We start from the raw sequence: 24,002 nt of genomic DNA, 5'->3' as shown, positions 1-24,002 counted from the left end.
CTTGGCGGGCCTCCGAGATCACGACGCCTCCGCCGCCCCCCTATCGTCCGACATCGCGGACGTCCAGCACAGGACCCGATCCCGCCCGGCCCGCTTGGCGGCATACAGAGCGGTATCGGCGCGCTTCAACAGAGCGTCCAACGTATCGCCGGGCATAAACGTGGTCACGCCGATGCTGACCGTGACCGGCACCGGCGGCGCCTCGGCCCCGCTATCACGATGGAGGTCTGCGGAATTCCGGCCGATTTCCGCGGTCCCGGCACGCAGGCGTTCCGCCACCTCCAGGCCATGGCCCAGATTGGCGCCCGGCAACAGCACCGCGAACTCCTCCCCACCCAGCCGGCCCGCCACATCGATCTGGCGCAACTCCCGCTGGAGCACGGCGCCAAAGGCCCGCAGCACAGCGTCGCCGACACCGTGTCCGTGGGTATCGTTGATCGCCTTGAACCGGTCGAGGTCGAGCATCAGGACCGACAGGCAGGTGACGAACCGTTCCGTCCGGGCGCGTTCACGCTCCGCCAGAACCATGAAATGCCGTCGTCCGGCCAAGCCGGTCAGTTCGTCCACGGTCGCCAGACGCTCCAGTTCGAGCGTCAGGCGTTCCCGCTCCACAATCTCGGCTTCCAGGGCCGCGTTCAGCTTTTTCAGCGCCTGCGCCTGGTCCGTCAGGTGTCGGTTGGCCTGATGCAGTTCGCCCTGCATACGGTCGCTCAGCCGCACCAGACGCCGCTGTTCCCGGTACCCACGCCGATAGGCGGCCGCGAGGGCGTTCACCCCGCCCGCCACTTCGTCGAGCTTGCGGACCATCGCATCCGCCTCGCGCAGGACGCGCTCCTCAACCTCGAACAGGCTGAATTCAGCTGCGTCGTCCGGGCTGTGTTTCAGAGGCGTCGTCACGACACCGTCACGCGGTTTCGGGCGTTGGACACAGGCGGAACTCCGCATGGTTGAAGTCGAGCGCAAAGTCTTCGCCAAACTCTGCCATCGTATCGTCATCGGGGTGATAATGCCAGTTTACGGTCGTCGGCCACCCCTGTTCCGCCGCCTCCTCAAGGTCCTGAAACAGGTTCATCAGGGCCTTGGCACTGCTGCTGTTGAAGTAATGCATGGACAGATCGAATGTAACAGGCTTTGGCTGTTCGTCACTCAGATAGGTCCGGACGGCCGCTAAAAGAGGGGCAAAAAAGGCCGCCGAGTCCTCGGGGTACGACTCGCCCGAGAGGGTGAAACGCCCCTGGTCGAAATCGAACACGACCTCGGGAGAACGGTCTGTCGCCTCAATGCGGATCATATCCATGCTGACGAGCCCATCGTTCATCAAATAAACGCCTTGATACAGAAGAATGCCCGGCTTTGCTCCTCGTCCATCCATACAAAGTCATAGGCAATCGGTTCACTGGACCGACGGGCGATCTCGATCAGTCCTATGGATGCCCCGAGGCTGTCGGCCTCGGGCGCCTCCCGCAACTTTTGCCGATAGTACGCACGCAACGCATCGCGATCGAGGCCGGCCAGGAACTCCAGCCGCTCCCGCAGCGTCGCAACGCGCGGCGCGTCCACCGCATTGCCGCAGATGACAAAGAATCGTCCCGCCTCGGCGCCGACCGACACCATTCCGGCACTCATCTCAACCGTCGGAGCCTGGGCTGACAGGCGATCCGACGAGTATCGAATAATATTCTGCACTTGCTCCACAAAAACAGAGAAGACTCGCTTGGCAACGTTGGAGTCCGTCTCGGTCAGGGCCATGCGCTGTTTCAGCGCCGCCGCGAGTGTAGAGAGCATATCCTCTGACAAATACCCGGAAAAAGAGAATATAACGCCTTGGTCCGTCAACCAGCTCCGGTACTGATTGTAATCGTCCGCCCACGTGCTCATTGCGTGGCACCTTTGGCTGCTTGATTGGCAAGCGATGGAACGACCATGAGCCATGACCTGCGGGGAGGCAATCCCGAAACGCCAGGGCCCGCTGCTCCCCGCCCTGCCGCAGGACACCACAGAACGAACGTAACACAAGCGATCTGTTCTGTTCCATCGCCACCCGCTACGCCTTCCGCTAGATGCGGATATGATAGACGATATATGTTATTACAAGTGTTGTCGTGTCGAGACGGCCTAACGGCCTCCCGCGTGCCTTCCGCCGCGAACCCACTCTATACGGCACCCGCCCGCCTAATTGTCACACACACCGTGGCCGAGCCCCTGGGCCCGTCCGACCGGACACTGAGCCTCGAGGGCGGAACGCCCCCCGGCGGTCACCGCGCGCCCCAGCGCGTCGCCTGGAACGGGCCCGTATGGCATCCCCGACGTGCCCAAGACACAACGACAGGTCGTTCGCCAGGCTGTCGGCGCGACCGGACCGCATCGTGACACAACCATTCCCTGTTCAGGAGTCCGCACGCTTTCTGGTACAGTCGTTGGCACCGATAGCAGAAGGCCGCCGGAGGCCACCAGTTTGGGGAGGGGCACCATGCGGCGGCTGGTTCTGTGGGTAGGCGGCGGACCGCTGCTTCTCTTGCTTCTGCTGCGCCCCTTCGGCGGCCCCATCGGTGGCGCAACCTGGGCGGGCGCCGATGGCCTGCGCCTCGGGACCGATGAGTGGTCTCCCTACGAATACAGGGTCGGAAACAGCGTGGCCGGCATCGCCACCAACATCGTTTTGGCGGTGCTGGAGTCCATGCAGGTGCCCATTGAGGAGGTGCGGGTCTACCCGTGGGGCCGCGCCGTCCGGCTGGCGGAAGCCGGCGACATCGATCTGGCCTATAGCGGCGTGTTGACCGAGGACCGTCGGGATGCCCTGTGGTTTCCTGAAACCCCGTTGATCGAATCCGAATGGGTCGTGGCCGTGCGCGCGGCGGATCGCGCGCGGTTCCCCTTCTCCTCCTGGGACGACCTGAAACGCGGCCGCGTGGGCGTCGTCCGCGGGTATCGGTATGGCGACCCGTTCGACACGTTCCTGAAGCAAAACGTCACGACCGAGGTCGTGGACCAGAACTACCAGAACCTTCTTATGCTACAGGGCGGCCGCATTGACTACGCGGTCTGCGACTTTCGGAATTGCGCGCATTTGATCGAGAAAAATGCCTTGCAGAACACGCTTCACATCTACACTGATCGCATCGCCGCCCAGACACGCTATTACGCCATGTTTTCCAAGAAGACCGTGTCCGCTGATTTCGTGGCACGGTTCGATGCGCACTTGCGGGCGTTGCGCGATTCCCCCGGGTATATCGCGCTGACCCAACCGGACCTTCAGGGCCGTGTCCACGGCCCCTGATGACGGCCCCTGATGACGGCCACGGGTGATGAACAGGGGTGACGGGCGCCGGGGCGGTCGCTCAGACGGTTATTCGAGCCGCCCTCGGCGAAACATCCGCACCCGATTCCGGCCCCCTTCCTTGGCGGCGTACAGCGCCGCGTCCACACGGTTGAACAGAGCGTCGGGCGACTCTTCGGCCTCCAGAGCCGCAACGCCCGAACTGGCCGTGGGCGATTCATTGACGTCAGGCAACGCGATCTGGGCGATGGCCGTGCGAATATCCTCCAACACCGTATGGGCACCATCCAGGTCCGTTTCGGGCATAAGGATACAGAACTCCTCGCCGCCCCAGCGGGCCACGGTATCGGCAGCACGCACCCGCGACACCAAGACCCGCGCCACCGTGTCCAGAACCACGTCCCCGAACGCGTGACCGTAACGGTCGTTAAACCGCTTGAAGTGGTCGATGTCGACGATGGCCAAGCATAGAGTGTCCTGGTAGCGTCGCGCGCGCTCCACCTCCTTAGCCAGGATGTCATCAAAAGAGCGCCGGTTGCACAAACCGGTCAGGGCATCGGTCGAGGCCATCTTCTGGATGACGGCATTCTTTTCCATCAGTTCCAGATTGGCGTTCTCCGCGATTTGCATGGCCTGCCGCAGCTCAATGGCCTGCGCTTCCAGCTTGATCTGGGTGGTGCGCTGCGCCTCGTAGGCCTCGGACAGCTCCGCCATCTTGGCCTGGAGCTCTTGCGTCCGCTCCGCCACGCGCACCTCAAGCTGTTCGTACAGGCGCGCATTCTCGAGCGACACGGCGATCTGGCCGGCCAGCATGTCCAGGATGGTCACCCGTTGCGGCGTGAAGGCGTGCGGCGTCACCCGGTTTTCCAGATACAGCACGGCAGGCACGGCATCCCGCACGCGGATCGGCAAGCACAGAGCGGAGCGCACCCCATGCCGGTCCAGCGGCACGTCGAACCGCGCCCGCCCATCGGGACCATCCTGGGGCACGATCACCGTCTTTCGGGTGGTCATGACGCGATGGACCAGGGCCAGGGGCAGCATCCCCTCGGTCACCATCCCGTTCGCGTCCGGCACCACGTGGGTCGCGTCACCCGCCCGTTTTTCGGCCCACAGCCTGAGGCCGCCAGCGCCCACCTCAACCCGCAGCAACACACCGCGATCGGCGCCGGCGTTCTCCAGCACCGTCTGCATCATACGGTCCAACAGCCGCCCGAGCACGATCTCCGCGCCGATCGCCTGGGACGCCTTCAACACCGTGGCCAGATCGAGATCACTGTGCGTGATGGCGTCGGACACCCCGCCCGTGCCGTCGCCCACACGCCCCGGGACGATACCGCGGTCGCCAGCGTCCCACGCACCATAACACGCCGTCAAATGCGCGACCTTGGCCCCGGCTCCCCACGCCGCGTACGTATGCAGCGCCTCGCGCAGAGCCATGGCGCCAAGCTGGGAGTGGCCCAGGTCCAGGCAGACACGCCCCAGCCACTCCTGAATGACCGCCTGATCCCACAGATACCCATGGCGTTTGGCGCCAGCAATCGCGGAATCAAGCCGGTGCAGCGCGCCTGCGGCGTCCCCGTCGAGCCAGGCGAGCAGGCCGAGCATGGTGTCGTGCTTATGGGCGAAATTCATCGGCGCATTCTCGGCCCACACCCGCATCTCCTCGGCCTGGGCCTCCAGGCCGGCACGAATCGCTTCGGCCTGCTCCGGCGCGGGTGGGATATCGGGATCGCGCAGCACCAACACACGGCCCAGAAAGGCAAAAAAGTGGAACACCGGCACGATGACGATACCGTTGCACGCGGACAGGTATTGGAATCCCACCTCCAGGTGCCGGGGAATGTCCGTCCTATCCTCGAACTGCACGGCCAGGATCAGCTTGCACAGGTGGTACAGCAGCACATACGTCTGGTCGGTCTCGTCCGGCTGGGGCGCACTGGCGCGTTCATCGAAGGTGTCACCCACGAGCGCGACCGGATCCGCGCTCGCCGTGCGTAGGTTGCGCACGGTCTGCCAGTACAAGCGGGTCCAGCGCGCGATCCCGTGGTGCCCGCACGCATCCTGAATAAACGCGTGACGGTCGGCCATGGTCGCCTCGACCTCCGCCAGCCGCGCCCCCGCCCACCAGGAGTGGTGGCAGTACACGGTCGAGTTCAAAGACGCGAACAAAAGATCGCCGTGGCGGTAGGCCTGACGGCACCCCTCCATCAACGGGGCCAGGGTTTCGGTCAAATGGTGTCGCCAGTGGTGCACGAACAGGTACACGTTAAGATAGAGGCGACCCTTTATATAACCGGCATTATAGCGATCTGCCAGCTTGAAAGCCAGAGCGCCGAACGCCTGGCCGTCCTTGTAGCGACGGGCCACCACGCACAAAGCCATGGCGTAGGTCGAATAGCCCGCGACCGCATCGGCACTGTTGCCGTGGGTCACGAACCACTCCACCTGCTTGAACACCATGCAAAGGAACAGGGCCGGCTCCGCGTTGTAGGTCGGGCCGGCCATAGCATTGCAGATCCGCATGAAGCCATGCGCGACAGGATCCACCATCTCGGGCAGCGCGGCCAGCGTGTCGACGGCGCGGTCCCCCAACAGCGCCTGAACCTGCGCCAGCCCCGCACCGACGTCCTCGGCCGTCGGATGGCGCGGAAAGGGCACCCCCAACTCCTCCAGGAACGCCAACCCGATGTCGATGGATTGGCCCATGGCGCCGTCGGCGTTGGCCCGCAAAATCTGGTAGGCGATCACCCCTGTCTTGTCCACGGGCCGGGCGGCGTTGGCCACCACGTCCCGGATCCTGGCGTCCATCTGAGCGTGCTGATGGTTGATGTAGGCCCCCGCCACGCACTGGTCGTGCAGACCCAGGGTCAGCGGATAGGCCTGCTGCCAGGCGTCCTTGGGCAACAGTGCCAAACCAAAGCTCGCGTACTCCAACATCGGCCCGAAGCCGCCGGTCGCGGCCGCCTTTCGGCTCGCCCGCAGGGCAAGGTCGGCCACGTCCTGGCACTCGGCCGGATCCTCCAGAAGCGCCCGCGCCCAAACGTAGTGATACATGAGCTGGAAAACGTGATCGTCGATCGCGGTGCTCGGCAACCGCGCCAGCAGAGTCCGCCCGATACGCCGGTGGATGGCGGTCCGCTCGGCGTGGTCCACCAGGGTCAGCGCCGCCTCTTGGATCCGGTCGTGAACAAACCGGTAGGTGGTATCGGGCCGGTCGACCGAGGGCCGCTCCGCCGCCTCATCCCCCACGGCCCCCGTCCCGGCGGATCGCACTGTGGCGGCCACCAGCCCGGCCTCCCGGGCCAGGGTGATCGCACGCACGGTCTGTTCCAGCGACTGATCGCTCAACACCGCGAGCGTGCTCAGGTCCACTGCGGAATCGGCGCACGCATTCATCAACAGAACCCGCTGGGTGGCCGGCGGCAACGTGTGCAGCCGTTCGACCATCAAGCCCGCGACGTTGTCGGCGGCGGCCAGACGACCCACGACCTCGGCGCACCACTCCCATCGGCCTCGCCGGTGGTCAAAGACCAGCCCCCCGGCCCGAATAAGGGTGTGCAGCACCTGGGTGACGAAGAATGGATTGCCAAGCGTCTTCGTCCAGCAGGCCTGGGCCAGATCGGCGACATCCTCGACCGGACAGTTCAGGCATTCGGCGACCAAGGCCGCCACGGTATCGCCATCCAACCCCGAGAGATGGATCGTGGACAGGGTGACGTTCGCTGTCTCCAGCACCGCCATCGTGTCCAGCAAGGGATGACCGGCGAGCACTTCGGTGTTGCGATAGGCGCCGATCAGCAGAAGATTGTGCAGACCGTCGTCGCGCCCCAACGCGGCCAGGGTCTGCAACGAGGCCGCATCGGCCCATTGCAGATCATCGAAAAACAGCACCAGGGCCTGACCCTGGGCGGTGAACGCCTGCACCAGTTCCCGCAGGATCAGAAACGCGCGGGCCTGGGCCTCCTGGGTCGGCCCTGCCGACGCCTTGGTTGTGGGGGCCAGAACATTGGCAAGCCCAGGCACCAGTTCCACCGCCAGCGCCGTGTTTTCATCCAGACGCTCCGGCAGGCTGCGGCGAAAGGCGTTCACCGTCTCCTCGTCCCGCGCCAGCATGTCGGAGACCAGGTGCCCCAGAGCCTCGCTGATCGGCAGATACGGCACCGACTGCGCGGACGGGTCCAGCTTGGCCGACACGAAGCGGTCCCCGACCGTCCCGACCGCGGCCTCCAGTTCCTGCACCAGCCGGGTCTTGCCGCTCCCCGATTCTCCGGCCACCAGCACGACCTCGAACCCGCCCAGGCGCGCCCGGGCGTGGGCCGCCTGCAGCACCGCGATATCCTTGTTGCGGCCGTGGGTGCGGGCCGGAGGCCGCAGGTCGCTGGGTGGATCGGCGGTGCGCAACCGCACGGAGTCCAGGGCCCCGCCCGCACGCGCCTGGGCCAGCAGGGCCTCCAGATCGACCCGCAGGCCATAGCCGCTCTGGTAGCGGTCCCGGGGATCCTTGGCCAACAACCGAGCCACCAGCCCCCCCACCGGACGCGGAACCCTGGGGTTGCGGCCGGACACGTCAGGAACCGGCCGGGTCAGATGCGCATGGATCACCGCCATCGGGTCCTCGGCGCGGAACGGCACGTCGCCGGTCAGGGCCTCGAACAGCAGCACGCCCAGGGAGTACAGGTCGCTCCGGTGATCGACCGGCGTTCCGGTGCGCCCGGTCTGCTCCGGCGACACATAGGACAACGCCCCCACCAGATCCTTGGAGTTGGCGACATACGGATGCCCCGGGTCCCGTTCCACCGCCCAGGCGGCGTCGATCAGACGCACCTCATCCGTCTCCGGCGACCACCAGAAGCTGGACGGATTGACGTTGCGATGGACGACCCAGGCGCCATGCAGGTCCTGAAGCGCGTCGACGATATCCACCGCCCACGACAGGACGCGGATCCACGGCACCGGAGCCTCCTCCAGGCCATGCGACAAGATCGTGCCGGGCGCATCCGCGAACAGAACGGCCGGCGCCCCGTTGACCAGAGTGAGCGACAGCGGGCGCATGATCCGCGTCCCCTGTCCTCGCGACAGGATCCGGACCTCTCGTTCGAGATCCTTCTTGGATAGCGTTGACGCCGCCTCGCGTGAGACGTCCGCAGTGATCGTCTTGATGAGAACGCGCTGCCCCTGCCCGCGGTCGAACGCCCGCAGATACCGGAAGGGGTGTCCCTGGTACACGAGGTCTTCCAGTGCATACTGTGACATCGTCAGCGGCTTGGGACTGTGTCGGAGACGTCGGGTCAGCGGAGGCATGTGAGTCGCCTGGGGAAGTGTTGACCGTATGGGACCGGTTCTCAATCCATTTGTTCGCACGCATTGTATGCGCGCAGCGCTAGTGACCGTGCGTGCACGCCTTTGGCGCCGCGTCTGTGTCGACGGACACGGTGTGTCGCGCGGTCGACATGGTCGCGCGCGACACACCGTCCCGCCCCTCGCTTGGTCAAGAGCACGCAGCCTTCTATTTTAGGCCGAAAAACCACCCAAACACACCATAAGACATGTACCCCGAAGAGACGCGCCGAGGCGATGCGTTTCTTCTCAAGAGTGTAGGACACATAGGGCTGCTTTCGGAACGCTGGCGGTCGGGAACTCAGCAGAATGACGGGACCGCCCCATCCTGCCCCGACAGAATTTTTTCAATGAATCAAGCCAATTGTGATGAGCGGGTGCGATCCGTCGCAAGGCAACCCGACCCAAGCCAAAACGACGTTTTATGCACTATGTAAAACCATAGGACGTCGGCATGAAGCCGACTGAAGGCGCCCAGACTCGACGTCCGTCGCCTTCCCGGGGGGACGGGTCGAGGGCCTCGAACCCGGCCACATCAAACAGGTCGTGATGCCGAGCGGCTGATCTCTGCGACCGCTTCGGATCTGACCACCCCGGCCGCCGCGGCTCCCATCGGCGCCGACGGCACGGTCTGCGAACGCCCGAACGGCCCGCAACGCGCCTTTCCACCCCTGGGCAAACCGCTGGGCAAACCGCTGCGCATCGACGAGACTCGCCGCCGCTTCGCGCCCTACGCGGCGGATCGAGAACCTTAATCCTTGACATCGATGTGGGCTTGGGCCCCATATATCGCGCTCACGGTCACTGCGCGTTCCAGATATGGGGCGTGCCGTGCCAAGAGGGAATTTGGTGCGCCCGGTCTTCCCGGCGAATGCCAGGGCCAAAAACCGAAGCTGCCCCCGCAACTGTGAGCGGCGAGTGACCGCCTTGCGTAAGCCACTGGCGCCTCCGGGGGCCGGGAAGGTTGGGTGGTTGCGGTGACCCGCGAGCCAGGAGACCTGCCGTGAGCCCTAACTCTCCCTCGGGCGGGGTGCCCCGGTGGAGCGGTGTCGGTGCCGTGCGAGGTCCTCTCGGATTCGCGCGTCGGTGTCGCGTCCGCGGCCGGTCCCTCCGCCTCCCTGTGTTCGGAGTGGATCGCCCGCATGACTTCGTCGTCGTTCCTTGAGCCCCAATCCACGCCCGGCATCGTGGCGCGGCGCCCTCTGGTGGCGCCCCCGCGCGCGGTGGTGCGCCGCGACGGCACCGAGGCGCCGTTCGACCGCGACCGCATCCGCTTGGCGATCGAACGGGCCGGTAAGGCGACCGGAGAGTTCGACGGCAGCGAGGCCGACCTACTGGCCATCCAAATCACCAAGGTGCTGTCCCACCGGTTCCACGACCGGCCGCCGCACATCGAACAGATCCAGGACGTCGTCGAGCAGGCCCTGATCTCGGCCAACCACACCGCGACCGCGCGCGCCTACATCGTCTACCGCGAACAGCGCACCCGCCTGCGCCGCGACCGCGAGACGGTGGTCGACGTCGGACGCTCCATCAACGAATACCTCAACCGCGCCGACTGGCGGGTGAACGCCAACGCCAACCAGGGCTATTCCCTGGGCGGTCTGATCCTGAACGTCTCCGGCAAGGTGGTGGCGAACTACTGGCTGTCGCACGTCTACCCGGCCGAGGTCGGGCGCGCCCACCGCGAGGGCGACCTGCACATCCACGACCTGGACATGCTGTCCGGCTACTGCGCCGGCTGGTCGCTGCGCACCCTACTGACCGAGGGCCTGAACGGCGTGCCGGGCAAGGTGGAGGCCAGCCCGCCCAAGCATCTGTCCAGCGCCGTGGGCCAGATCGTCAACTTCCTGGGCACGCTGCAAAACGAATGGGCCGGCGCGCAGGCGTTCAGCTCCTTCGACACCTATCTGGCGCCGTTCATCCGCAAGGACGAGCTGAGCTATGCCGAGGTGCGTCAGGCCATCCAGGAGCTGGTCTACAACCTCAATGTGCCCTCGCGCTGGGGCACGCAGACGCCGTTCACCAACCTGACCTTCGACTGGACCTGCCCGGAGGACCTGCGCGACGAGGTCCCGGTGATCGACGGCGAGGAGATGCCGTTCACCTACGCCGATCTCCAGGCCGAGATGGACATGATCAACCGCGCCTACATCGAGGTCATGACGGCCGGCGATGCCAAGGGGCGCGTGTTCACCTTTCCGATCCCGACCTACAACATCACCAAGGACTTCCCCTGGGACAGCGAGAACACGAACCGGCTGTTCGAGATGACGGCGAAGTACGGCCTGCCCTACTTCCAGAACTTCCTGAAGTCCGATTTGTCGCCGAACATGGTGCGGTCCATGTGCTGCCGGCTGCAACTTGATCTGACCGAACTGCTGAAACGGGGCAACGGTCTGTTCGGCAGCGCGGAGCAAACCGGGTCCCTGGGCGTTGTGACCCTCAACTGCGCCCGTCTGGGCTACCTCCACAAGGGGGACGAGGCGGCGCTGCTGGCGGCGCTCGACCGGCTGCTGGAGATCGGCCGCACCAGCCTGGAAATCAAGCGCAAGGTCATCCAGCAGCACATGGACGCCGGCCTGTTCCCCTACACGCGCCGCTATCTGGGCACGCTGCGCAATCACTTCTCGACGCTGGGCGTGAACGGCGTCAACGAGATGATCCGCAACTTCACCGGCGACGCGGAGGACATCACGACCGCCGAGGGCCATGCCTTCGCCGTGCGGGTGATGGACCATATCCGGGCGCGCATCGTCGCGTTCCAGGAAGAAACCGGCCACATGTATAACCTGGAGGCCACGCCGGCCGAAGGGACCACCTACCGCTTCGCCCGCGAGGACAAGAAGCGCTTCCCCGACATCCTTCAGGCCGGCACGCCCGACCAGCCGTACTACACCAACTCCAGCCAGTTGCCCGTGGGCTTCACGGACGATCCGTTCGAGGCCCTGGAGCGCCAGGAAGAGCTTCAGCGCAAGTACACCGGCGGCACCGTGCTGCACCTGTACATGGGCGAGCGCGTCTCCTCGGTCGCCGCCTGCAAGGCGCTGGTCAAGCGGGCGCTGGGGTCGTTCGCTCTGCCCTACATCACCGTCACGCCGACGTTCTCCATCTGCCCCACGCACGGCTACATCGCCGGCGAGCACGCCTTTTGCCCGAAATGCGATGCCGAACTCCTGGCGCGGAAGCGCCGGGACGCCGACCGCAACACCGATCTCTGAGACAAGGACCGATCCCCATGAGCCACCTGACCACCGCCGACATGCTGGGCACGCCCGCCGTCCTGGAACTGAAGGACGAGGAGCGCCAGCCCTGCGAAATTTGGACCCGTGTCATGGGCTATCATCGCCCGGTGTCGTCCTTTAACCAGGGCAAGCAGGGCGAGTTCGCCGACCGCGTGGCGTTCCGCGAACACAGCCGCACCGTTGACTGACCCAACCGCTCCCCGTCGCTTTGGGGACCTGCGCATTGGGGGCCTCGCCCGCTTCTCCACCGTGGACTGGCCCGACCGACTGACGGCGACCGTGTTTCTGCGCGGCTGCCCCTGGCGCTGCCCCTACTGCCACAACCCGGACCTGCTGACGGCGCATCCGCCGGACGACGCCAAAGACGTCGCCTGGAGCGATATCCTGGCGTTCCTAGACAGCCGGCGCGGCCTGCTGGACGGCGTGGTGTTCTCCGGCGGCGAACCGACCGCGCAGCGCGGCCTGTCCGACGCCATCGATGCCGTGCGGGCGCTTGGTTTCGCGGTGGGGCTGCATACCGGCGGCCCCTGGCCGGAGCGGCTGGCGACGGCGCTGCCCCGGCTCGACTGGGTGGGATTCGACGTCAAGGCGCCGTTCGATGACTATGCGGCCGTGACCGGCGTACCCGGTAGCGGGGTGGCGGCGCGGGACAGCCTGCGCCGACTGATCGCCAGCGGCGTGTCGTTCGAGGCCCGCACCACCGTGCATCCGGCCCTGCTGGACGCCGCTGCGCTCGACCGGCTGGCCGCCGATCTGGCAGCCATGGGCGTGCGGGACATCGTGCTGCAACACGCCCGCCCCACGGCCGCCCTGCCCGCCGATCCCGATGGGCGCTCGTTCCCGGCCCTGGCGGCGTCCCGGGCCACGGCGTTCGCGACCGTGACCACGCGCGCCGAATGAACGCCTCCGCCTTGACAGGCGGATCGGTGGCTCCTAAAGGTGACGATGTTGGTGGTTCCTCACGGTCTTCGGGCCGGAGGTGAAAAGGGAACGACGGAGCGGGTCCGAACCGGAACCGCAAGCCGTGGCTGCCCCCGCAACTGTGAGCGGCGAGATCCGTTCCGAAAGGCCACTCGGCCCCTTCGGGGACCGGGGAAGGTGGTTCGGATCCGTGACCCGCGAGCCAGGAGACCTGCCACCGACAGCGTCACTCTACCCACGGTCGGGGTGTGCCGGGGGTGCGGGCAAGCCGTTGCGGTGACGCGCCGTGTGGACGTCGCCGGGCTTGTCGAATGGATGCGCGCCAGTCGCGCCCTCCGCCAATGTCCAGGATCAGGGAATGGAAGCCGTGCGTCCGTGACGCGCCGGACCGTTCGCTGATGGCCGACGTCCGTCGTCAACCTGGTGGGGTGGCGTGGCGCGAACAGAGGGGACGTGTGCCGATCCGGCACCCCCGCGCGCATGGGCCGCCCCGACGATGGAGTGCGCGCCCATGGGTCCGTCTGATCCGTGCTATCCCTTATCCTCCGTTCTGGCCCGCCTTGCGGTGGTGGGCACACTCGCGCTGTCGGCGCCCAGTATCGCTTGGGCCGCTGAAGACTCCGACGACGACGATGCGATCGCCGACACCGCGATCACGGTCTCCGCGCCCCGGCTGGAGGGCGTTCCCCAGGAGCGCGCGACCGGCGCCGACACGACCGTCACCGCCGAGGAGATCGAAGACCAGCAGATCCGCCGGCTGGACGACGCCCTGACCCTCGTGCCCGGCCTGTCCCTGAACGGCCAACGGTCCGTCGGCCAGCCGCAGGCGATCTCCATCCGGGGTCTGGGGCCGCGCAACACGCGCGTGTTCATCGACGGAATCGAGGTCAGCGACACCAGCCGGGCCAATGCGCAGTATCTGACCGACGACCTGACCATGTCCGATGTCGAGCGGATCGAGGTTCTGCGCGGCGCGCGCCCCGGACGCTTTGGTGCGGACAACGGGGGCGGCGTCATCACCATCACCACCAAGCGCGCCACCGGCCCGTTGTCCGGTCATGTCGACGCCGAATACGGCGGCTACAACACATCCCGACTGAGCGGCGCCATCGGCGGCCAGCAGGGCCCCATCGACCTCCGCCTGTCGGCCAGCGGCACGTATTCCGACGGCTTTTCGGATTTCAACAAAAACCGCGGCGGTCGGGAAGAGGACCCCTACAACGCCTTCACGATTGGCGGTCGTCTCGGGCTTCAGGCCACCGACGACCTGCGGTTCGATCTGGTCGGGCGGTATCTGCAGGAACGCTTCGAGTGGGACTACGCCACCGGGGACGTCGACGGCGCCGACCGGCAGACCAAGCGGTTTGTGCGGGCCTCCGCGACCCTGGAGACGCTGGACGACACCCTGATTCACACCCTGGGGATCTCGGACACGCTGTCGACCCGCGACTTCGATGGCGCGGGACGGGGCAACGATTCCTATGACGGCGGGAAGACGCGGCTGGACTATGTCGCATCCTGGGCGGTCATGGAGGGCGTCTCGGTCGAGGTGGGCGGCGATGCGACCAACGAGCGCATCGATGTCTACGCGCCCAGCGGCGGCAATGCCCTGGCGCCCCGGAACGATGAAGAGCTTTGGAAGGGCGGCGGGTTCATCAGCCTTGGCGTGACGCCGCTGCAGGGGCTGGACCTGTCCGCGAGCCTGCGCGCCGACACGCATGAAAGCTATGGATCAGAGGCCACGTATCGCCTGGGCGCCGCCTATACGATCGAGCCGACGGGCACCACGCTGCGCGGCAGCTATGCCACGGCATGGCAGACGCCCTCTTTGTACGAGCGCTACGACCCCTGCTATGGCAACACCGACCTCGAGCCGGAGTCCAGCCGCAGTTGGGACATCGGCCTCGACCAGCGCCTGTGGGATGAGCGCGTGCTGGGCCATGTCACCTACTTCGAGAGTTCGACGCAAGACCAACTCGCCTGGCGCGGCGGCCCAGCGGACCGGCCGGGCTGCTACGGCGGCGGGTATGTGAACGTCGACGAGGCGTTCGCCCAGGGCGTCGAGGTGGGCCTGACCGCGCGTCCGCACCCCGATGTCGACGTCGGCCTCTCCTACACGTGGCAGAACGCGATCGACAATCAGACCGAAAAGCGCCTGGACAATATCCCGGTCAATCAAGGGACCGCCTCCGTCACGTGGCGGTTCGTGCGCGAGGGGACGGCGAATGTGGGGCTGCGCTACCGTGACCGGACCACTGGGTTCAACGGCAAGAGCGACGCGTTCTGGACCGCCGACGTCCGGCTCGCCTACGACATTCTGGAGACCGTGACCCTGCACGGCCGGGTCGAGAACCTGTTCGACGCCGACTACGAGGAGGTCGCGGCCTACGGCACGCCGGGGCGGGCGCTCTATGCCGGATTGACGGTCCGGTTTTGATATCGGCACCGCCATCCCGCCCCCATCGCGAGGAGGTTCATGCCATGTCCACGCAGACGACGGCCACGCCGGCGCCGATTCCCTACCTCGTCGAGGAACCGGGCGCCGGCCGGGTGGAGATCTTCCCCCTGCCCACCGACGAGGCGACCCTGCTGCAGTTGCTTAAGGACCTATTCGAGGGCGCCTGGGATCGCATCGTGTTCGGCACGCTGATCCAGGGCGCGGTCTACGAGATCCAGCTTACCGAGCCACCGCGCCGCATCAGTCTGCTGGATGGCTATGCCACCGTGGACCTGGGCGCGTGGCACTTCCACGTCTGCATCGGCGAGAACAAGGGCCTGCCGCACCGCCCGACCAGCCCGGCGCTGGCGGCGCACCGGCGGACCCACCGCGCCGAACTCGCCCGCATGCTGCGGCCGGACGGCACGCCGCGAAGCTGGCAGGTGAGGCTGTTCAACGGCCAGAACGAGAACCAGATGACCGTGTTCCTGCCGCATCCGTTCCTGGACCCAGGCGAGGTCATCACGGAAACGCCGGACTGGTCCCGCCTGGATCTCTGGGATGACCTGCGTCGGCGGTATCTGGGGCTGGAGCCGGATCCCCTGGACCGCACCGGCCATGGGAACCCATGCGGGGGCGGCTGATGGCGCGCGGGAGCCTGGTCGGCGCGCTCCTGCTGATCATCGGTCTCGCCTGTGGGGGACAGAGCTGGGGGGAACCCAGCCCATCGGGCGCGACGCCATTGCCGCGCGTCGCGTCCGCCACCGTATGCGGCGATCAGTACGTTCTGGCGCTGGCGGACCCGGCGCAGATCGCGGCCCTGTCGTCGCAGGCCACCGATCCACGCCTGTCGCTGCTGGCCGAAGACGCGGCGGCCTATCCGCGCCGGCCCAACGCCGCAGAGGCATATCTGGACGCCGGGGTGGATGTGCTCATCACGAACGCGTGGACCGACCACACCACGGCCCGCCTTCTGGAACGGTTCGGCGTGCGGGTCGTCCGGATTCCGACGTTGAACGACATGGATGCCATCGCGGCCATGACCCGCGACATCGGGCATGCCCTGGGCCAGCCCGAGCGCGGGGACGCGCTGGCCGCGCGCTTTGTGGCGCGGGTGGACGCGTTGCGTCAGGCCGCGCCGGGCCGGGACCGCCTGGCCCTGTACCTGCGGCCGGGCGGCGGCACGGCGGCGGACGGTGCGTACGTCGCCACGCTGATGGAGGCCGCCGGTCTGCGCAATCAGGCCACGGAGGCCGGGCTGACCGGCTGGACGTCGTGGAACCTGGAGCGTTTCATCGCCGCCCCGCCCGAGGTGATCATCACCAGTTTCTTTAATTCTCCGGGCGCCGCAAGGGCGCGTGTGTTCAGCAACCATCCGGCCTTCGTGCGCCGGGCCGCGCGGATCGACCGTATTGACGTACCGGGCCGGAACTGGGTGTGCGGCGGCTGGGTCCTGGCGGAAGCCGCGGCGGTCCTGCAGAGCCGGTTGGAGCACCTGAACGCCGCGGACCTCCAGCCATGAGCGCCCGCGTGCCGTTTGCGATCGGGCTGCTCGCCGTGGGGCTGGTCGGAGCCCTTGGCGGCCTCATGATCGGCTATGTGCCCTATGGACCGCTGGCGGTGCTGGAGGGCTTGGCCGGACACGGCGACCCGGTGGTGACCGCCATCGTGCGCGAGGTCCGGCTGCCGCGCACCCTGCTGGCGCTGGAGGTGGGCGCGGCCTTGGGGCTCGCCGGCGCGGCTCTGCAAGGCCTGCTGCGCAATCCCCTGGCCGAGCCCGGCCTGATCGGCGTGTCGTCGAGCGCCGCATTGGGGGCCGTGATCGCCTTTCACTTCGGTCTGATGGCCTGGGCGGATTGGGCGCTGCCGGCCACCGCCATTCTGGGGGCCGCGACCACCACGCTGATCCTGCTGATGATCGCCCGGCGGGCGCCCGGCACCCTGACCCTGATTCTGTCCGGCATCGCCCTGTCGAGCCTGGCCGGGGCCTTGACCTCGCTGGCCCTGAACCTCGCGCCGAACCCCTATGCCCTAAACGAGATGGTGCTGTGGCTGATGGGGTCGATCAAGGACCGGTCGATGAACGAGGTCGTGCTGGTGCTGCCCTTCCTGATCGTGGGCAGTGGGCTGCTGCTGGCCACCGCGCGCGGCCTGGATGCCCTGACCCTGGGCGAGGAGACGGCGCAGACCTTGGGCGTCCACCTGGGGCGCCTGCGGGCGCTGGTGATCGTGGGCATTGCGCTGGTGGTGGGCGCGGCGGTCTCGGTCTCCGGTGCCATCGGGTTCGTCGGGCTGGTGGTGCCGCACATGATGCGGCCCTTCGTCGGGCACCAGCCCAGCCGCCTGCTGATCCCGAGCGCCTTGGGCGGCGCGGCCCTGGTGACGGTCGCGGATACCCTGGCGCGGGTCCTGCCGACCCACCAGGAGGTCATGGTCGGGGTGCTGACGGCGATATTGGGGGCGCCGTTCTTCCTGGCACTCGTTCTGCGGCACTGGAGGACCATGCCATGACAGGGCTCGTGACCGGCCTTGCGATCGAGGACGTGGGGGTGCGTATCGGCGGACGGACGCTCGTGGACGGTGTCACGCTGGAGGCGCCACGCGGGGCCGTCACCGGCGTCATCGGCCCCAATGGCGCCGGCAAGTCCACCTTGCTGCGGGCGATCGCCGGGGTCCTGCCCCATGCGGGACGGGTGACGTTGGATGGCGCGCCGCTGCCTCGCCCGGGCAGCCGGGCCCGGGCGCGTCTGATCGGGTTTCTGCCGCAAGGTCAGGACGTGCACTGGCCCGTCACGGCCCGGCGCGCCGTCGAACTCGGACGCCTGCCGCATCTTGGCCCCTGGCAATCGCTCGCGCGCGCGGACGTGGCGGCGGTGGAGGCCGCCCTGGCCAAGACCGACAGCACCCGGTTCGCGGACCGGCCCGTCACCGCCCTGTCGGGGGGCGAGCGAGCCCGAGTCCTGCTGGCGCGCGTGCTGGCGGCGCACACGGCGGTGATCCTGGCGGATGAGCCGGTCGCGGCGCTGGATCCCGGTCACCAGCTCGCGGTCATGGAGATGCTGTGCGACGAGGCCCGCGCTGAGCACCGCGCGGTGGTCGTCGTCCTGCACGACCTGTCGCTGGCGGCCCGCGCCTGCGAACGGCTGGTGTTGATGGATCAGGGCCGGGTGGTCACCGCAGGCCCGGCGGAGGCGGTTCTGGCCTCGCCTTGGCTCGATCGCGTCTACGCCGTTCGGTTCGGGCAGGGGCGCGTTCAGGCGGTGCCCGTGGTGACGCCCGTCCGACGGCTCGACGTCGAAGAGTGCCGCCGTGAACCGCAACGCCATGCCTCGTGACGGCAACGGAGGCGGCCATGCGCGACGATGCGGCCCTTCCCCGGACCCAGACGGACCGCCCTGCGCCCGCCGTTCGCTCGGCCCGGCCGCGCGAGATCGCGCTGGCCGGTCTGGCCTCCGTGGGGATCCATGGCGTGCTCGCGGCGGCCGTTCTTCTGGGGTCGGGGTCCGCGCCGGAGCCTGAGCCCGTCGGGCCGCCGGTGTTCGCGGTCCTGCTGGCGGGACCACCCGGGGGAGGCGGTGGCGCACCGGAAGCCGCACCAGAGACGGCGCCGGAACCAACCCCGGATACGGCGGACGAGCCCGCGCCGGAGACGACGGAGGCATCCGCGCCGGACACGGCGCCCGCGTCGCCACCCGAAACCGACGTCGACACCACGCCGGAACCCGAGCCGGAACCCGAGCCGCAACCGCAGCCCGAACCGATACCGGACCCCAAGCCCGAGCCCGAGCCCCAGCCTGAGCCGGAACCACCGCCACCAAGCCCGCCGCCACCGCGCCCGGCGGAGCCCCAAAGGCCCGCTCCATCGCGCACCACGCCCCCCCCGCAAACGGCACCGGATCGGGCGCCCCCTACCCCGGTGGCGCTGCGTCGGACGGGACCGGACACGGCCCGCTCGGACCGGCCGGCGACCACCGCGACGGCCGGCGCGCAGGGGGCTCTGGCGGCCGGGAGCGGTGATCCACATCACCCCCCGGGCTACACCCTTGGCAGCGCCCGGAACCCGGCCCCGACGTATCCGCAGCAGGCGCGGAGACTCGGCCAGGAGGGCACCGTCGTGCTGTCCGTCCGGGTCTTACCCGACGGCGCCGCGGATCAGGTGACCATCACGCGCAGCAGCGGCTACGGCCTCCTGGATCGCGCCGCCGCGAGAACCGTAGAAGGCTGGCGCTTCCGACCGGCCCGACGGGCGGGCATTCCGGTCTCCGCCACCGCCCGCGTTACCATCCGGTTCGTGTTGCGATGAGGGGCCGCCGCGTCACCGACCTCCCGGCCAAAACGGTCATACCCAAGCCCGATCGTGGGACGATTTGTGGGCCCGGCATCCCAGTGCATAAAAAAAAGGAAAGCAACGTAAGGCACTACGATTTAAAATACCTCGCGAGCCGATCCGCTCGATCTGCGAGGCCATGCTGGAGGTCTTCAACCGAACGCCAAGCCATCACACGCAGGGACCAAACACCTAGAAGCTGGGGGAGCCCGCAACCCGTTCCTCGTTGATCTTGGCTTCCGCTTCATGCAGCAGTTTGCTCATGCGCACTTCCAGCCGATGGCGCGTGATCTCCACGCCGGCGTTGGTTAGGTCCGCGTAGACCCGAGAGGCCAGGGCGTCCGGCGCGCCGTGCACCAGGGCGTAGTCGATCAGCGCCTGCGCGTACACGTCCGCGTCCCGTCCGGTCTTCCCGATCTCGGCCGCCACCCACAGCCCCAGCAGCTTGTTGCGGCGTGTCAGAATCCGGAAACGAAGGGCTTCGTCGTGTTCGTATTTGGCTTCAAACCCTTTTTCGCGGTCGCGGAACGGATCGCTCATGGTCCCCCCTTCTTCGTTCGCAAGGCCTACTGGCAGAACGGGTGCCCTTATACCCTCGCGACCGCAACGGGCCTACCCTAAAGTTGGATGCGCGGACAGCGCCCCTTATTGCGACGGACCGCCGGACCATCGGTCCTGCACCCGTCATTCAGGAAAGATCGTTTCGCATGTGCACTCTGGTTTTGTTGCGCCGCCCCGGTCACGCCTGGCCGCTGCTTCTGGCGGCCAATCGCGATGAAATGCGCGACCGGCCCTGGACCGCGCCCGGCCGCCACTGGCCGGATCGGCCCGAGGTGATCGCCGGACGCGATGATCTGGCCGGAGGCTCGTGGCTCGGCTGGAACGATCACGGCGTGGTCGCGGCGATGCTCAACCGTCACGGCACCCTGGGGCCGCAGGAGGGCAAGCGCAGCCGGGGTGAGTTGGTGCTGGAGGCTCTGGATCACGCCGACGCCCGCGACGCCGCAGAGGTCTTCGCGGACCTGAACCCCGAGGCCTACCGCCCGTTCAATCTGGTGGTCGCCGATACGCACGAGGCGTTCTGGGTGCGTCACGCCGGGACCGGGCCGGTCGCCGTGGAGGCGCTCGCGGAGGGGCTCTCCATGCTGACGGCCGCCGACGTCAACGATACGGGCGATCCGCGCATCGCCGCCCACCTGCCGCGTTTCCGGGCGGCCGCCGTGCCGGACCCGGAAGCGCCTGAGGGGTGGGCGGGTTGGACGGCCGTGCAGACGATGGGGCCGCCGCCGGATGCGGCGATGGCCGGGGCCGGCATGTGCTTCGCGTACGACAGCGGATTCGGCACCATCTGCGCCACCCAGATCGCGCTGCCGGCGCCCGCGCTGGACCCGCGCCCGCCCGTGATCCGGTTCGCCGCCGGCCCGCCCGATATGACGCCCTTCGTCCCGATGTGAACGCGGAACCGCGTAGGGATTGACCCGCCGTCGCGGCTTCGACAAAAAGGGCGTCCGCCGTGAGTCGCAGGGCCGCACGGTCTGGCGGGGCGGTCAGGAAGGGTGGCAGAGTGGTCGATTGCAGCGGTCTTGAAAACCGCCGTGCGGGCAACCGTACCGTGGGTTCGAATCCCACCCCTTCCGCCAGTTGAAGCATATCGCCTACATGCTAACCCATTGCCCGGCCATGGAAAACCTTGCTCGGGCAATGTGCGTTTGGGTTGGGTCCGTCGTTCGTGCTACACTTTGTGCTACACAAAACGCAGCACACAGGGAACGGCGGTGAGCATCCTCCTCCGGGGCAAAACCTACCATCTGCGTCGGCGTGTACCCTGTCGGTATGAGCCAGTAGAGCCGCGCAAAACCGTCTGGATCAGCCTGCATACGGACTCTGAAACGGTCGCCCGAGGCAAGGCGGATCGGGCCTGGGCGCAGATGATCGAAGCCTGGGAAGCCCGGCTTGCGGGCGATACGGAAGACGCCGAAGCCCGCTATGCTGCGGCCCAGGATCTGGCCCGGGTGCGGGGATACCGCTATCTGGACGTCGGTCGCGTGGCCCGATTGCCCGGCGAGGATTTGCTGGACCGGGTCGAGGCCGTGCCGGCCCCATCCGGCACGCCGGATTCCGTCGAAGCCTCCGCCTTGCTGGGCACGGTTCAGGACCCGGCCATCACACTGTCGCGAGCCCTGGACCTATACTGGACGCTTGCCCGCGAGAAGACCCTAGGGAAAAGCCCGGATCAGCTGCGCCGTTGGCGAAATCCTCGCATCAAAGCCGTCAATAACGCCATTGCGGTTATCGGCGACAAGCCGATCGAAGACATTACCCGGGACGACATGCTGGACTTCCGGCAATGGTGGCTGGAGCGCATCGAGTCCGGAGACGTCGGCGCGGGATCGGCGAACAAAGATCTGATCCACCTGGGCGCCGTCCTAAAGACCGTCAACAGCGTGAAGCGGCTCGGGCTGGACCTGCCCCTTGGAGAACTGGCCTTTCGGGAAGGCGAGCAGCGGACCCGGCCGCCCTTCTCCAGTCGCTGGATTCGCGAGAAGCTTCTGGCACCCGGGGCGCTGAACGGCCTCAACGGCGAGGCGCGGGCCATTCTGCTGGGCATGGTGAATACGGGGTATCGTCCCAGCGAGGGCGCCGCCTTGGATGCCGGAGCGCGTCACCGCCGCCGCGCTGGAGGACGCCGAGGCCGACATTGCCGCCACCTGCGCGCCCGTCGACGACCGCATGCTGCTGCGCCCGCCCGGCGCCGTGGACACCTTCACCTTCCGGGGCGCCCTGGTCGACGAGATGGACGGCACCACCCGCCCGAGCGTTCTGGTCTACGAGGGCCGTCTCGCCCAGCCCGACGCCGACAGACACCTGGGCCCGCGAGGACAAGGCCGGCCTTGGCTACACCATCAAGGGCGTGCGCTACTTCCGTTGGGAGATCGGCGACCAGACCCTGCACGAGATCGGCCTGATGCCGGCCAAGATGGTCGTCGCCGGCACCGATCTGCTCGCCGGCATCAACGCCGCCCTCGGCCGGTAGGGGCGAACCGCGTCACTCCGCCGCCCGGTCGAGGACCTCTTCGGCCCACTGGTTCAGGCTCTTGCCCGCCAGTTCCGCTGCCATGGCGGCCCGGCGATGCACCTCCGGATCGACCCGGAACATCACCTTGCCGGAGTACGGCTTTTGCGGCGCCTTGCCGACCTTGATGCAGGCGTCGAGGTAGTCGTCGACCGCCTCATGAAAGGCCGTCTTCAGATCGGCCACCGTGTCGGCATGGAACCCGACCCGGTCCTGAATGCCGGCGATATGGCCCACGAAAATCTCGTCGTCGGCATCGAACTCAATCCGGGCGCTGTAGCCCTTGTAGGTCATGGTGCTCATGGCGTGACCCCTATGGCCTGGAGGAAGGCGCGGGCATCCCGGACCTGATAGCGCTTGGCTTCCTTGGCCGGATGCGGCCGGTGAAAGGACGCCATCGCATCGCCCCGTGCGAACCGGACGCGCGACCCGCTGCCCTCGATCCGCTCCGCGCCCACCGCAAGCAGCAACGCCTCGATATCCGCCCAGGCGATGGTCCCGGACACGGGATCCCGGAACACGGCCTCCAAGGTCTTTTTGTGCTTGCTGTTCATGCAAGCATCATAGCCACCGCGCGCCGGTGACGCAAGCGCCAGACGCTAGCAGAAACCGGCACCCCATCCTCTCCCACACAAGGATCTGTCCCATGACCCCCGTGACGCTGTCGCGGCCGATCAGGATGTACAGAACGCGCATCTCCGGCTCCAGCACCGGCATCAGCGCGGTGGCCGCGGCGGTCTGTGCGACGCGATCGATGACGCACGGGATGGACAGGCGGCGGAGGCTGCCGTCGTCCTTGCGAATGTCCACCGGCCGCAACGGGCCGGGGCGATAGGTGCCACCGATCAGGTCGCGGCGCAGGCGCAGCAGCCGCGTGGGGCTCTGGATCGCGAACTGCCCCACGGTTTGCCCGTCGCCGCCGGGACCGCCGGCGTTGTCGCGCACCCGCTCCCAGGCCTCCTGGAGCGTATCCAGGCGCACCATGTGCTCAAACACGCCTTGCGAGGGGTGTTTGCGAGGGGTGTGGAAAATTATTATCGTTCTGTTTTAACATGATAATATGGCCTTTTTGATGGGTTTGAAGGCCAAATCTGAGGGCGAACGTCGGATAAAGATGCTGGACCTGTGGAAACATGCCCAAAACTATTGCGCTTGTCCATGGGGTTGCAAGAGGTTAGGTTGAGTCCCTGGCCGCTCAGCGGTCAGGATTGAGACCGCCCAGCTCGTGGCGAAGAAGACACCGTAGCTGCCGATAACCAGCGGCCGGAAGTTGAGCTCCTGGCCGTCTAGGCTGACTCGACATTCAGCGCATCCAGAGCATGGCGGCTGCGATCTGCAGGAAGCCGAGGAAGTGGATGGCACGCCGGTCGAAGCGCGTGGCG

23 protein-coding genes, 1 tRNA gene, 1 pseudogene and 2 riboswitches are annotated in these 24,002 nt (G+C 67.3%); of the genes and pseudogenes, 15 read left to right on the top strand and 10 right to left on the bottom strand.

Features of this window, described 5'->3' with window-relative positions; genetic code table 11:
- Positions 1-18 precede the first annotated feature (18 nt).
- Genes GGD82_RS16860 through GGD82_RS16850 form a run of 3 tightly spaced genes read right to left on the bottom strand, consistent with a single transcriptional unit; the run spans position 19 to position 1,878 of the window.
- Positions 19-897 carry a GGDEF domain-containing protein gene (locus tag GGD82_RS16860; protein WP_246163970.1) on the bottom strand — a complete coding sequence of 293 codons (879 nt, stop codon included), beginning with the start codon at positions 895-897 and terminating at the stop codon, positions 19-21.
- Between the two features lie 7 nt (positions 898-904).
- Positions 905-1,297, bottom strand: coding sequence for a DUF1987 domain-containing protein (locus GGD82_RS16855; RefSeq protein WP_150063430.1), 393 nt, complete (start codon positions 1,295-1,297; stop codon positions 905-907).
- Positions 1,298-1,317: 20 nt separating this feature from the next.
- Positions 1,318-1,878 carry a SiaB family protein kinase gene (locus GGD82_RS16850; RefSeq protein ID WP_150063377.1) on the bottom strand — a complete coding sequence of 187 codons (561 nt, stop codon included), beginning with the start codon at positions 1,876-1,878 and terminating at the stop codon, positions 1,318-1,320.
- Positions 1,879-2,470: 592 nt separating this feature from the next.
- Here GGD82_RS16850 and GGD82_RS16845 point away from each other — a divergent pair.
- Positions 2,471-3,277 (top strand): substrate-binding periplasmic protein, encoded by an 807-nt coding sequence (locus tag GGD82_RS16845; RefSeq protein ID WP_150063376.1) that lies wholly within the window; start codon positions 2,471-2,473, stop codon positions 3,275-3,277.
- 69 nt (positions 3,278-3,346) lie between these two features.
- Here GGD82_RS16845 and GGD82_RS16840 read toward each other — a convergent pair whose 3' ends face one another.
- Positions 3,347-8,533, bottom strand: a complete 5,187-nt coding sequence (locus GGD82_RS16840) for a diguanylate cyclase (RefSeq protein ID WP_170284388.1) — start codon at positions 8,531-8,533, stop codon at positions 3,347-3,349.
- A 548-nt stretch (positions 8,534-9,081) separates the two neighbouring features.
- On the opposite strand from GGD82_RS16840, the gene GGD82_RS16835 reads away from it, so the two are divergent.
- From GGD82_RS16835 to GGD82_RS16790, 10 genes are all read left to right on the top strand, one after another.
- On the top strand, positions 9,082-9,372 hold the full coding sequence (locus tag GGD82_RS16835; RefSeq protein ID WP_150063429.1) for a short-chain fatty acyl-CoA regulator family protein: 291 nt from the start codon (positions 9,082-9,084) through the stop codon (positions 9,370-9,372).
- 26 nt (positions 9,373-9,398) lie between these two features.
- Positions 9,399-9,637: riboswitch (cobalamin riboswitch) on the top strand.
- 122 nt (positions 9,638-9,759) lie between these two features.
- Entirely contained in the window at positions 9,760-11,838 is a 2,079-nt protein-coding gene (locus tag GGD82_RS16830) for a ribonucleoside triphosphate reductase (protein WP_150063374.1), read from the top strand.
- Between the two features lie 17 nt (positions 11,839-11,855).
- Positions 11,856-12,050, top strand: coding sequence for an anaerobic ribonucleoside-triphosphate reductase (nrdD, locus tag GGD82_RS16825; RefSeq protein WP_150063373.1), 195 nt, complete (start codon positions 11,856-11,858; stop codon positions 12,048-12,050).
- Positions 12,043-12,762, top strand: a complete 720-nt coding sequence (locus tag GGD82_RS16820; protein ID WP_211364809.1) for an anaerobic ribonucleoside-triphosphate reductase activating protein — start codon at positions 12,043-12,045, stop codon at positions 12,760-12,762. The genes nrdD and GGD82_RS16820 overlap by 8 nt, the downstream gene beginning before the upstream one ends.
- 35 nt (positions 12,763-12,797) lie before the next feature.
- Positions 12,798-13,016: riboswitch (cobalamin riboswitch) on the top strand.
- A 278-nt stretch (positions 13,017-13,294) separates the two neighbouring features.
- The gene (locus tag GGD82_RS16815) at positions 13,295-15,220 is read left to right on the top strand and encodes a TonB-dependent receptor plug domain-containing protein (RefSeq protein ID WP_170284387.1); all 1,926 of its coding nucleotides are present in this window, start codon (positions 13,295-13,297) and stop codon (positions 15,218-15,220) included.
- Positions 15,221-15,264: 44 nt separating this feature from the next.
- The gene (locus tag GGD82_RS16810; RefSeq protein ID WP_150063371.1) at positions 15,265-15,864 is read left to right on the top strand and encodes a DUF7676 family protein; all 600 of its coding nucleotides are present in this window, start codon (positions 15,265-15,267) and stop codon (positions 15,862-15,864) included.
- Entirely contained in the window at positions 15,864-16,742 is an 879-nt protein-coding gene (locus tag GGD82_RS16805) for an ABC transporter substrate-binding protein (RefSeq protein ID WP_150063370.1), read from the top strand. Before GGD82_RS16810 ends, GGD82_RS16805 begins: the two co-directional genes overlap by 1 nt.
- Positions 16,739-17,731 carry a FecCD family ABC transporter permease gene (locus tag GGD82_RS16800; RefSeq protein WP_150063369.1) on the top strand — a complete coding sequence of 331 codons (993 nt, stop codon included), beginning with the start codon at positions 16,739-16,741 and terminating at the stop codon, positions 17,729-17,731. Before GGD82_RS16805 ends, GGD82_RS16800 begins: the two co-directional genes overlap by 4 nt.
- Entirely contained in the window at positions 17,728-18,555 is an 828-nt protein-coding gene (locus GGD82_RS16795; protein WP_150063368.1) for an ABC transporter ATP-binding protein, read from the top strand. The genes GGD82_RS16800 and GGD82_RS16795 overlap by 4 nt, the downstream gene beginning before the upstream one ends.
- Before the next feature lie 17 nt (positions 18,556-18,572).
- Positions 18,573-19,523 carry an energy transducer TonB gene (locus tag GGD82_RS16790; RefSeq protein ID WP_150063367.1) on the top strand — a complete coding sequence of 317 codons (951 nt, stop codon included), beginning with the start codon at positions 18,573-18,575 and terminating at the stop codon, positions 19,521-19,523.
- A 216-nt stretch (positions 19,524-19,739) separates the two neighbouring features.
- Here GGD82_RS16790 and GGD82_RS16785 read toward each other — a convergent pair whose 3' ends face one another.
- The gene (locus tag GGD82_RS16785) at positions 19,740-20,087 is read right to left on the bottom strand and encodes a DUF1476 domain-containing protein (protein ID WP_150063366.1); all 348 of its coding nucleotides are present in this window, start codon (positions 20,085-20,087) and stop codon (positions 19,740-19,742) included.
- Between the two features lie 167 nt (positions 20,088-20,254).
- Here GGD82_RS16785 and GGD82_RS16780 point away from each other — a divergent pair, with 167 nt between their 5' ends.
- The 3 genes and pseudogenes from GGD82_RS16780 to GGD82_RS21625 form a co-directional block, all read left to right on the top strand.
- Positions 20,255-21,001 carry an NRDE family protein gene (locus tag GGD82_RS16780; RefSeq protein WP_150063365.1) on the top strand — a complete coding sequence of 249 codons (747 nt, stop codon included), beginning with the start codon at positions 20,255-20,257 and terminating at the stop codon, positions 20,999-21,001.
- Between the two features lie 96 nt (positions 21,002-21,097).
- Positions 21,098-21,187: transfer RNA gene (locus tag GGD82_RS16775), tRNA-Ser, on the top strand.
- Positions 21,143-21,484: pseudogene (locus tag GGD82_RS21625) on the top strand (DUF6538 domain-containing protein); the annotation flags it as partial. The gene GGD82_RS16775 and the pseudogene GGD82_RS21625, both read left to right, overlap by 45 nt.
- Positions 21,485-21,763: 279 nt before the next feature.
- On the opposite strand, the gene GGD82_RS16770 reads toward GGD82_RS21625, so the two are convergent.
- Both GGD82_RS16770 and GGD82_RS16765 read right to left on the bottom strand, forming a co-directional pair.
- Positions 21,764-21,961, bottom strand: a complete 198-nt coding sequence (locus tag GGD82_RS16770; RefSeq protein WP_170284386.1) for a hypothetical protein — start codon at positions 21,959-21,961, stop codon at positions 21,764-21,766.
- 12 nt (positions 21,962-21,973) lie between these two features.
- Entirely contained in the window at positions 21,974-22,279 is a 306-nt protein-coding gene (locus tag GGD82_RS16765) for a hypothetical protein (RefSeq protein ID WP_170284384.1), read from the bottom strand.
- Between GGD82_RS16765 and GGD82_RS16760 the strand changes: the two genes are divergently transcribed.
- Positions 22,246-22,581 carry a phage major tail tube protein gene (locus tag GGD82_RS16760; protein ID WP_170284385.1) on the top strand — a complete coding sequence of 112 codons (336 nt, stop codon included), beginning with the start codon at positions 22,246-22,248 and terminating at the stop codon, positions 22,579-22,581. The two genes, GGD82_RS16765 and GGD82_RS16760, sit on opposite strands and share 34 nt — an antisense overlap.
- A 12-nt stretch (positions 22,582-22,593) precedes the next feature.
- Here GGD82_RS16760 and GGD82_RS16755 read toward each other — a convergent pair whose 3' ends face one another.
- The 3 genes from GGD82_RS16755 to GGD82_RS16745 are packed head-to-tail and all read right to left on the bottom strand — an operon-like array spanning position 22,594 to position 23,604.
- Positions 22,594-22,923 (bottom strand): type II toxin-antitoxin system HicB family antitoxin, encoded by a 330-nt coding sequence (locus GGD82_RS16755; protein ID WP_150063363.1) that lies wholly within the window; start codon positions 22,921-22,923, stop codon positions 22,594-22,596.
- Positions 22,920-23,174: a type II toxin-antitoxin system HicA family toxin gene (locus GGD82_RS16750; protein WP_150063362.1), complete on the bottom strand. Its 255-nt coding sequence runs from the start codon at positions 23,172-23,174 to the stop codon at positions 22,920-22,922. Before GGD82_RS16750 ends, GGD82_RS16755 begins: the two co-directional genes overlap by 4 nt.
- 7 nt (positions 23,175-23,181) lie before the next feature.
- Positions 23,182-23,604: a reverse transcriptase family protein gene (locus GGD82_RS16745; protein WP_150063361.1), complete on the bottom strand. Its 423-nt coding sequence runs from the start codon at positions 23,602-23,604 to the stop codon at positions 23,182-23,184.
- Positions 23,605-24,002: the final 398 nt, after the last annotated feature.

Source organism: Roseospira marina, from assembly GCF_014197855.1.
Lineage (GTDB): Bacteria > Pseudomonadota > Alphaproteobacteria > Rhodospirillales > Rhodospirillaceae > Rhodospira > Rhodospira marina.
The sequence above is the reverse complement of the archived record's forward strand: the minus strand, read 5'-3'. Positions and strand labels throughout refer to the sequence as shown.